The sequence below is a fragment of the Waterburya sp. genome, from assembly GCF_058530065.1.
Map to the genome: position 1 here is coordinate 1 of NZ_JBZNBU010000071.1, position 7,182 is coordinate 7,182.

General features: G+C 37.1%; 9 protein-coding genes. 6 read left to right on the top strand and 3 right to left on the bottom strand.

The features are described 5' to 3' along the window. Window positions 1–279 precede the first annotated feature (279 nt). Window positions 280–693, bottom strand: coding sequence for a peptide-methionine (R)-S-oxide reductase MsrB (msrB, locus tag AC33VI_RS04710; protein WP_491781113.1), 414 nt, complete (start codon window positions 691–693; stop codon window positions 280–282). 80 nt (window positions 694–773) lie between these two features. After that, window positions 774–1,868, bottom strand: coding sequence for a sensor histidine kinase (locus tag AC33VI_RS04715; RefSeq protein WP_491781114.1), 1,095 nt, complete (start codon window positions 1,866–1,868; stop codon window positions 774–776). Between the two features lie 176 nt (window positions 1,869–2,044). Here AC33VI_RS04715 and AC33VI_RS04720 point away from each other — a divergent pair, with 176 nt between their 5' ends. From AC33VI_RS04720 to AC33VI_RS04740, 5 genes are all read left to right on the top strand, one after another. Next, complete coding sequence (locus AC33VI_RS04720; protein ID WP_491781121.1) at window positions 2,045–2,767, top strand: V4R domain-containing protein; 723 nt, start codon at window positions 2,045–2,047, stop codon at window positions 2,765–2,767. Window positions 2,768–2,830: 63 nt separating this feature from the next. Then, complete coding sequence (locus AC33VI_RS04725; RefSeq protein ID WP_491781115.1) at window positions 2,831–3,289, top strand: globin family protein; 459 nt, start codon at window positions 2,831–2,833, stop codon at window positions 3,287–3,289. A gap of 6 nt (window positions 3,290–3,295) precedes the next feature. Further along, window positions 3,296–3,955 carry a V4R domain-containing protein gene (locus AC33VI_RS04730; RefSeq protein WP_491781116.1) on the top strand — a complete coding sequence of 220 codons (660 nt, stop codon included), beginning with the start codon at window positions 3,296–3,298 and terminating at the stop codon, window positions 3,953–3,955. A 35-nt stretch (window positions 3,956–3,990) separates the two neighbouring features. Then, window positions 3,991–4,488 (top strand): allophycocyanin, encoded by a 498-nt coding sequence (locus tag AC33VI_RS04735; RefSeq protein ID WP_491781117.1) that lies wholly within the window; start codon window positions 3,991–3,993, stop codon window positions 4,486–4,488. Between the two features lie 28 nt (window positions 4,489–4,516). Continuing rightward, window positions 4,517–5,467 carry a hypothetical protein gene (locus tag AC33VI_RS04740; protein ID WP_491781118.1) on the top strand — a complete coding sequence of 317 codons (951 nt, stop codon included), beginning with the start codon at window positions 4,517–4,519 and terminating at the stop codon, window positions 5,465–5,467. On the opposite strand, the gene AC33VI_RS04745 is transcribed toward AC33VI_RS04740, so the two are convergent. Beyond that, window positions 5,464–6,501 (bottom strand): plasmid pRiA4b ORF-3 family protein, encoded by a 1,038-nt coding sequence (locus AC33VI_RS04745; protein WP_491781119.1) that lies wholly within the window; start codon window positions 6,499–6,501, stop codon window positions 5,464–5,466. The two genes, AC33VI_RS04740 and AC33VI_RS04745, sit on opposite strands and share 4 nt — an antisense overlap. Window positions 6,502–6,648: 147 nt before the next feature. Here AC33VI_RS04745 and AC33VI_RS04750 point away from each other — a divergent pair. Beyond that, a partial coding sequence (locus AC33VI_RS04750) for an endolytic transglycosylase MltG (RefSeq protein WP_491781120.1) occupies window positions 6,649–7,182 on the top strand: 534 nt, incomplete at its 3' end.

Here is a 7,182-nt window from a genome sequence, read left to right on the forward strand (position 1 = left end):
GAAAATAGCTCAGTGCCAGGTTCTTTTTTTTCCACATCGATTCACATTGTCATCTCACCGCTCCTCACAAGGGTAGGTTTTTTACAAGGGGGGAGTAGGCACTTTGATTTAGGTACAAAAGAGCCTTTACCCACTTCCCCATTCTAGGATTTGTGCCCGAACGGATGTTTATGACCGAACGGGTACAAGCCGTCTTCGCGGGATAATATCTTCCCGTCAACCAAAACAGTCAAATGTAAAAAGTCTACACTTGCGACCATTCACCCAGTCACCCACTTCCTACTTTTCTTGGGGAACAAATTTTAAAGATACACCGTTCATACAATAACGCTGACCAGTAGGTTTTGGCCCATCGCCAAATACATGACCTAGATGACCGCCACAGCGACTACAATGAACTTCGGTTCTAGTCATAAATAGAGAGCGATCCACAGTGGTGTCAATAGCATCTTCTAGAGGTTGATAAAAGCTAGGCCAGCCAGTACCACTATTGTATTTAGTCTCAGAACTAAATAAAGGTTGCTCGCACCCAGCACATAGATAAGTACCTGGTTCATAGTTTTTATCTAGAGGGCTAGTTCCCGCTCTTTCTGTACCATGTTTTCTCAACACTTTGAAAGCTTCGGGAGAAAGAGTTTCTTTCCATTGTTGTTCGGTTTTTTGAACTGCGTATTGATTTTCGGAAGTTGCCATATTTATTAAATGAGTAACATATAAAGAATTGCAAACATTATTATTATTACGCGAGTTTGCTCGAATAGTGAGTAATTTTTTCAAGCTACAGGCAAACAAAAACGAAAAATACTACCTTTACCTAGTTTGCTTTCAACTTCAATGTTTCCCCCTTGCAATTCTACCAAACGTCGAGCGATCGCCAGACCAATACCCGTACCGCCAGAATGGGTAGAGCGAGAGGGATCGGCACGCCAAAAACGCTCGAATACATAGGGTAAATCTTCCGCAGCAATGCCTACTCCCGTATCTTCAACGGAAATCCAGACCTGACGATTTTGTTTCCAGGCTCTAACTACAATCGAACCTACTTCAGTATAGCGAATGGCATTACCGAGTAAATTAACTAAAATTTGTTCGGTGCGATCGCGATCTGCTGCAACGCAAGGTAAATCTTCAGGACAGTTTAAAATTAGATCGGGGCCTTCTTCTAATAATTGGTCGCCAAAGCGATCAACTAAAGAACTAAGTAAAGGGTATAAATTTAATATCTGGGAATTGATCGATAAATAACCCGCTTCTGCTTTAGAAAGCTCTTGTAGGTCGTGAATTAAACGTTCTAAACGTCTGGTTTCTCTAATTAAGCGTAAATATAGTTCTGGAGTTCCATCGATTTTGCCATCAGCTAATTCTTCAAGATAACCCCGCACCACAGTTAAAGGCGTACGCAATTCGTGAGTCAAGTCGCTGACTAGTTCTCGTCTTCGTTGTTCGACATCTCCCAAACTACTAGCCATGGAATTGAAACTAACGCTTAATTGATTTAGTTCGGGAATAACACTTTCTGGCACTCTTTCGGCTAAATCTCCTGCGGCGAATTTTTGAGTGATATGTTTCATCTGCTTGACGGGTTTAGTGATGCGTTTGGAAAATATATAGCTCATTCCTCCCGCAGCCGTCGCGCCCACTGCTACAGATAAGATCGCACTGCGATTCCAAGCATTCCGAAAACCATCAACTAGATAGGTACGGGCGGAACGGACGGTAAAAATACCTCTTTTCTCTAGCTGTTCTAAACGCAAGACAAACATTCTAGGAGAAGAAACTTTGGCGATAATTACAAAGCTACCTAAGCCAACCATCATGACCAATAAATGAGAAATAAATAATCGCGCTCCTAAACTTAATTTGGGCATTATTAAGTAGCTCCACCTAAATAATTGTTGGTAAATAATAAATAATTATTACTTTGGTAATTATACCGATAATATTTATATATTATAAATTTCTCTATAGGATTGTACGGAGATTAGTCTTGGTCAATTAAATTACAATTAAGTTGTATATTTTTATTCTCTACAATAGATAGTGGATAACTGTGGTTAAAAATAAATCAACTAATACAATAAAACAATTAAATATACAAAATTATCACAAATTAAAATCTAAATATCCACAAAAACATCAACATTATAGTTTCAAAGATTTTTTTTCTTTTCAAAATGATAAAGGTATTATTAGTGACTGGAATCAAGGTCGTAATATTTTTGTGAGTGAAGATTTTATTGTTGGCTTAATTACTGGTTTGGAAACAGAAGTAGGTGATGCTTCTGGATTAGTAATGTATAACATTGGTAAAGCATGGGGGCGAGAAGACGCTATTTTTTTTCGTAATTGGTTTTTTGAAGAATATGGTTATCAAGATTTAAGCCAATTAAATTTAAGATATGTTTTAGAAGCCTGGTGGTGGTGTTTTCTTAGTCAAGGATGGGGAAATTGGGATGTGGATATGAGCGATCGCCACAATAGTTTTATGTTTATAAATATCTTTGATTCTGCTGTTGCTAAAAGCTTAGGAGATGTTGGCAAGCCAGTTTGTCATATTTATGCTGGTTTATTTGCAGGATTTTTTTCTAGTTTAATTAAAAAAGACCTGGGGTGTATTGAGATTCAATGTTATTCCTTAGGAGAAACATATTGTAAATTTTTACTCGGCAAACAAGATCTAATTGATGCAGCTTCTTTTTGGCATAATGAAGGAGCTACAGCACAAGATATTCAGCAAAAATTGCAAAGTGGAGCATATCTGAAGTGACTATATTTTTATTAAATAAATTATGATTGATTATTTTTAATTTAATTAACTTTAATAATAACTATGATTTCCGATTTAGAATCAATACTATATAAAGCCGAAATCGAATATTTAGAAATAACCGAACTGAATATTTTTAACCAAAGAGCTTTGTCTTTGGAACGAAGATTAAAACTCTATGAACTATTACGCGATCGCGAAATAGAAATATTTGAATATATAGCAGAAGATTTACTTAAAAATTACCCTCAAACAGATGAATTAAAAATTGCTCTGGCTTTACAATATTGGATGTCAATTATGCGCCATTGCAGTATGGCAATGCTAAGTAACAATTATCTTTATTTGGAAAATAGGATTTTGGCATGGCTGCCAGAACAAATTGAAGTTGATGAACTAAAAAATATTTCAGAGAACATATATATATTATTATCAAAATGCTTATTCAAAATTCTAAATGCTGAAGATTTTTATTTTCTAAAACCTTTTTTAGAGCAAACTAAAAATATTTTAGGCGAGTAATAACTAATGATTGATATTGCCAATTTAATTAATAAATCTAGCGTCTTTAGCAATTACTTTGCTCCTGATATTTATGCCAAGGGAGACTTTGAATCTGGGCTAATTGAAAATCGTCAAGGGCGACGCTTGTTAGCATTGCCCGAAACTTTATTAATAGCTTTACATCGATCTCTTAATTCAGAAGTTGGCTCGGCAGCTGAAATAGTTTTATATAATTGCGGTGTTAAATGGGGTGAAAATTTTTATCGGCGATTTGAAGCAGAAGTTAGTAGTTACTATGGGCGATCGATTTCTGAAATGGCAATGGTAGAGCTACTATCTTGTTTGAAACAATGCTGGAAAGCTCATGGTTGGGGAAAAATCAGGGTAAACTACGATAACTACGATCGCGAATTCATAGTTGTCGAGATCGAACATTCGGCATTTGCAGGTGCAATAACTTCTGCCAAGCAACCAAGCTGCTTTATGGAGGCTGGTTTATTATCTGCTTTCTTCTCGGAATTATTGGCAATTAATTTACATTGTCTGCAAACTACTTGCGAATCTTTAGGTGCGAAATCCAATCTTTTTGTATTGGGTTTGGCACAAAGACTAAAACCTGCTGAAGTTGCGATCGCAACAGGCAAAAATCATGCTGAAATTATGCAATGTCTTTGTACTAACTAAAATTTTATCAGTTTTTTTTAACCAATCTAACAGTTATGTTTCAACAACTAGAACAACTGAGTATAAGCATAGATGGTCGTTATGCAACTACTCAAGAATTACAATTTCTTAGAGACTATTTAGCTACCGTAGATTTACGCCTGAGTGCCTATCAAAAAATTCGCGATGGCGAAATAGAAATAGTCGATCGCTTGCAGCATAAGATACATGAAATAAAACCAGAGATCTTTAATAGCAATTCTGAATATAGAAAGGAAAAATGTTATCGAGATTGTCGGATGGTGATTCGTAGTGCTAGCGCAGCTTTATTAGTCAACGATTTAGCTCGATTGAAAGAAAATACTTTATTGTGGCAGCGAACTATTATTAAGGCTTTTCAATTGAATTCGCTGGCAGAAATAACTTATGAAATCATGCCTTCTATTATTCAGGAGTTTTTGACATCTGAAGAATTTAGTTTAATCGAACCGATTTTACAACTCAATCAAACAGTTTTAGCTGGTAAATTAGATTCTGCCAAAATTTCTAAGTAATACCAATTCTCCAAGACTGGAACTACTTATGTCAACTAATTTTGCGCTCGCTCTCCTCAAGTTACCATCAACAGAAGTTTTACCAGAATCAATTATTCATCTAGCTATAGCTTCTAATTTGGTCTATCTCGGCGCACAAAGGCGACTTTATATTCATCACTATGATAATTTCGCTCCCTTGGGAGATATCGAGCAAAAGTGGCAAATTCCTTTAGATGAATCTCTCACTCAGCTAGAAATCAAGACAAAAAGTTGTTTTATTACTACCAAATCCTCTTTATATTATTTACCTTTAGATATTGACAGCGAGCAATTCAGCTTTTTTACCGAGAAATTCCTGCCGATTCTAGCTTTTCCTACCGATTGTCTTGTTAGTGCGATTGAGCCACAAGGTAATTGGTATGCAACTTCTTATCTACCCCGCAAATCCAAAACACCCCATTGGCAAATCTGGCAATTACCCAACTGTCAGTTAAAACAGTCTCAAATTAACCGTAAAAACTGGAATTATTTAATCGCGATCGATCGCCGTTATGGATTAGGTATTTATCAAAACCAGCAGCAACAGACAGAATTGCACCTTTTCAATCGTCGCGGTAATTGGCTGGCAAATAAAACTATTGCCATTCAATTCAACTTAGTTGTTTTTAATCCTCAATTCCCCCAGTATCTAATAGCAACAGAAAGTCATGAATCAAATAGCTTGGTAGTTATTACCCTCAAAAAATTTCAGATTCAGCGTATTACTTTAAATATAATTGCCAAAATTATTACTGCTTGTCCCCAAGGCTATCTAATTAGCGATCGCCAGAATAGTATTGTTTTAATCAATGGCAAAGATTTCAACTACCAACAATTACAACTATCTTTACCCAAAGATAGTGAAATAACGGCAATGCAATCCAGTAAAACTCAATTACTAGTGGCTACAAGCGATCGCTCGGAATTTTTACTACACCAATACCAACTACCTAATTAGTCTTCTTCATCCCAATCGGGATATTGTGGGGGACTATCTCCAGTACGACTGATAATAATAGGATATTTCTTTTTAGGTGTTTTCTGCTTAACTTCCTTGACATCGATTTGATGCCACCAATCATCGCCAAAATCAAACCAATAACCAAAAGCCTCATCTTGCTCTAGATCCAACGTGCCGATTTTGGTTTTTCTGACATCTGCTACATATCCTTCAGAATCCAATCCACTGGGGAGTGACATTGACAATCCATAACGTAATGCTTCAGGATCGTTTGGTCCCATGCCGCCAATTTGGAATTCATACATATGCTCGTCTTCGCGATCAAAAGCTGCAAAAATAATCTGATGGAGATCGGCTAAAGTTTCTTCAGAGCTAATTTCAATAGTGCGAGCAATAATAGGATTCTGTTCGATAAAACTTTCAGTAACAAGACCGCTTAAAAGAAAAACTTCCAAAACATAAACTATATTCTTCTTTGACCCTTTACGAGGTGCTTTTGGTTCGGGATCTGTTGATGATTCGCGATCGCCTGGAATATAGGGAATTAAACCTTGCTCGAATGCCTCTACCTGCGCTCCGTAAGGAGCATTACGAATATCCATAATTAAGCCATTGACCGAAAGCATCCAAATCATCGGATTGTCGTCAATCAAGCTCGGCAAACACCAATCAGGACTTAACTGAGACATACTCATCATGTCGCGGATTTGTTTGGATTTCCCCTGCCCCGTACTTTGTCCTACCCCAAATAGCTTATAAAGTTCTGTTGCCTTAATATGGGGCGTTTGAGAAGAATCGTAGAGGAAATTTACCATACCCAAGGCATGAACTATGCCACAAGCCCAGGTTTTAGCTTTTCCTCTGACTAAAGGGGAGGGACGTTTGCGACACAAAGCAGCGGTCAACTTACGAGATAGTTCTGCATATTCACTATTGAGATGAGTCTGGCAGAAAGCATCAGTCAGAGCAGTAATTTCGGCAAATTTAGACTGCATTGCTTGGGGTACTTTTTCTCCTGTAGATTTAGCCATGACTTCACAACAGATTGGGCTTTCGTTTAATCTACCATTATGCGATCGACTATTAAATAGATAGAAGACAATTTTTCAGGGTTCGAGGTAAGATTGAACCCGACTATGAAACATATACTAATCTTTAATATTTAGCTGCCAATATCAATGACTACTAAAAGAAAACCTAAAAGAAGAAAAATTTCTACTAGTAAAACTAGCAAGAATTTAGCTCTTAAAATTGTCCCCGCAGCTTTAGGAGGTCTATTGCTTTTTGGTTGGGCTGGTTGGAAAGGTATAACTGCTCCCGTAGAAGCCAAAGGACAAGAAATAGATAAAGAAAAACAAGTAGCATTTACTGTTAAGTCTGGTGTTGGGGGTAACCAAATCGGAGCAGAATTAGCCGACGCTGGATTGATTAGATCTAGCAATACCTGGAAGATTTGGACGAAACTCAAACAAGTAACAGACTCCAAAGGTGGCTTCAAAGCAGGTACTTATTTAATCTCTCCCGAAGAATCTTTGTCAGATATTGCCAGCAAGATCTGGGAAGGAGAAATCATGCAGACTAACTTTACTATTCCTGAAGGTTGGTCTACCAGACAAATGGCAAAACATTTTGAGTCTTTGGGCTATTTTACCGCTGAAGAATTCAACAATGCGGTAACCGAAATTCCTTACGATAAATACCCTTGGTTGCCC